The organism is Endozoicomonas sp. SESOKO2 (genome assembly GCF_024606245.1).
Lineage (GTDB): Bacteria > Pseudomonadota > Gammaproteobacteria > Pseudomonadales > Endozoicomonadaceae > Endozoicomonas_A.
The window spans coordinates 1-2,120 of record NZ_JAHHPQ010000444.1 but is presented as its reverse complement, the minus strand read 5'-3'; the positions used below and the strand labels follow the sequence as shown (position 1 = coordinate 2,120).

3 protein-coding genes are annotated in these 2,120 nt (G+C 48.4%); 2 read left to right on the top strand and 1 reads right to left on the bottom strand.

Annotated features, from left to right (window positions below; all coding sequences use genetic code 11):
* Positions 1-120 precede the first annotated feature (120 nt).
* Entirely contained in the window at positions 121-891 is a 771-nt protein-coding gene (locus KDK17_RS10125) for a siderophore-interacting protein (RefSeq protein WP_257281665.1), read from the bottom strand.
* Positions 892-1,136: 245 nt separating this feature from the next.
* Between KDK17_RS10125 and KDK17_RS10120 the strand changes: the two genes are divergently transcribed.
* Both KDK17_RS10120 and KDK17_RS10115 read left to right on the top strand, forming a co-directional pair.
* Entirely contained in the window at positions 1,137-1,799 is a 663-nt protein-coding gene (locus KDK17_RS10120; RefSeq protein WP_257254449.1) for a hypothetical protein, read from the top strand.
* Positions 1,800-1,969: 170 nt separating this feature from the next.
* A partial coding sequence (locus tag KDK17_RS10115) for an NAD(P)/FAD-dependent oxidoreductase (RefSeq protein WP_257288000.1) occupies positions 1,970-2,120 on the top strand: 151 nt, incomplete at its 3' end.

The window sequence follows — 2,120 nt, the reverse complement described above, 5'->3', positions numbered from 1 at the left end:
CATCGCCGCAGGGTCGTTGATTGCTCCTGCATAAACGACACTTCCACCATCCCTGAGGGCGTGCTCGGAAGTCAAACGAAAAATGCCTGAGCGGGCAATACCGATTGTAGAGACACTTATTTACTCAGACAGTCTTTCTTTCTTTTGTATCTTGTGGGCTTCATCTGGAAGGCCAAGCTGCCAGTAGCTACTGATGTAGCGCGAAGAGCGGGGGGCCAGAGATTCTTCATTCACCCAGTTTCTGATCTCCAGCACAGCGTTCAGCTCACTGGCAGCCCATAAATAGGGATCTCCGGGGAAATGAGGCAGGTTAGCCAGAGTTTCTTTTAAAAGCTCCTTCTGTTGGCCTGGGTGTGGATTTATAACCCAGATCAATTCCATGCCCTTGGGGATCAGCGATGCTTCCAGAAGCAGAGATTGCTGGTCGTCCTGATGGGGAATTTCCAGAATTACATAACCCTCTGCATGGGCGGGTAAAATCTCTATGTTTGCACGAATAGCTGGTAGTGCGGTCAGGTCTCCGACCAGAACAAACCAGTCTGCATCCAGATCGACCAGTTTAGTAGGACCGGGTCCAGAGACTGAAATCGGATCGCCAATCCTGGCATCCTCAAGCCATCGCGCAGCAGGCCCCTGGTCACAGGCATCGGGATGCACTGCGAAATCAATCGTTAAATGCCGTGCACGCTGATCACTGGAAACAACAGTATAACTTCTTCGTAGTGGTTTTCCGGGCATTGCAGGATTATCGAAAATTAATTTGATGTAGGCACTGGCTTGATCGGGTGGAAAATCAGAGAGCGATTCTCCGGTCAGGACGACCCGCTTCATATGAGGGCTCAGGGACTCAATGCTCTTAACAAATAGCTCTCTTGCAGGAGGTCTTGCCATATAAGTGCTCAAAGGATCTTAGAATATAATTGAGAATCATTATCATATCTGTATGGGACAATTTCAAGTAATACTCAGAGACTACCTGCATTGCTTGCCTTATGTTTTAAAATGAGTCGGCATGGAGTGAAACCTGTGCCTAGCTTCTGCGCTCAGGAGAAGAAGCATAAAGATCCGCAAATATAAGGATTGATAATTTATCGTTTCCTGAAAAAATGGTTGGTTTTTTTCTAGAGGTTAAGCCATTGATCACCCAAGATTCGTTCCAGAAGGCCCTTAACAATAATAAAGCTGTTCGTCCTCAAGACATTGAACTGCTGACAGCATGGTTTTCTCTGCCCGGACGTGCCGCTAGTGCTGAGCATGTGATTGCTCTGACGGGGGCTAAACGTGCATCCCTGATCATTAACAATCTGGGCAAGCGTATTGCCGGGTTCCTGGAAATAGATGCTGGCACTGGTGCTTCTGTTGTTGCCCTTGATGAGAAAAACGAAGCAGGTGAAGCCGTATGGGTTATGTGTGAAGAGCTGTCCCGGGCTCTTACGGCTAATGGTCTTATCGCTTCTGAAGACGCCCGGTTAGAAGCTGGCGACGCTGAGCCTGTAATAGCTGAAGCCAAGGTAGCAAACGTGGTAGCTGAGCCAGAAGTAGTTATTGAAGTGGTGAGTAGCCCGTTGGCTGAAGCTCTGATTGAATTCGATGTTCAATCTATTCGTAAAACTTACCCGAGCACTCCTGCTGGGCAGCGTTTGCTCAAGCCCGCTATGGTAAATGCTCTGGTAGCTAGTCGTCCAGCCAATGCCCGTGCATACCAGCGTATGATCCCTGCTGAGCTGCGTAAGAGCGTCAGCCCTCAGGAAGCCAAAATGTTCCTGAACAAAGTGCTGGGTATTCTGAAAACCCCCTGACAGGCAATATCGGTCTGAAGTCCGGGCCGAAAGAAACAGAAGAAGGGGCAAACCATTATTGGTAGTCGGTATATGCTCCTTGGTTTGTTTACAGCGCTTGTTTACCCTATCACAGTAACAATGCTAATGGCTTCATCGACTCTTACCTGTCTATTTGAGATCTACTGAATATGCCCCTGACCAGAGCCCTACAGTCTAAGTACGATGCCATTATTATCGGAGCCGGTGCATCGGGTCTTATGTGTGCGCTCACAGCTGGGTACCGGGGTCGCAACGTTCTTGTTCTGGATCACGCCAACAAGATCGGCAAAAAAATTATTA

Bases quoted from the DNA above. Each gene is read 5' to 3' on its own strand.
- KDK17_RS10125 (WP_257281665.1), bottom strand. From the start codon at position 891: ATGGCAAGACCTCCTGCAAGAGAGCTATTTGTTAAGAGCATTGAGTCC.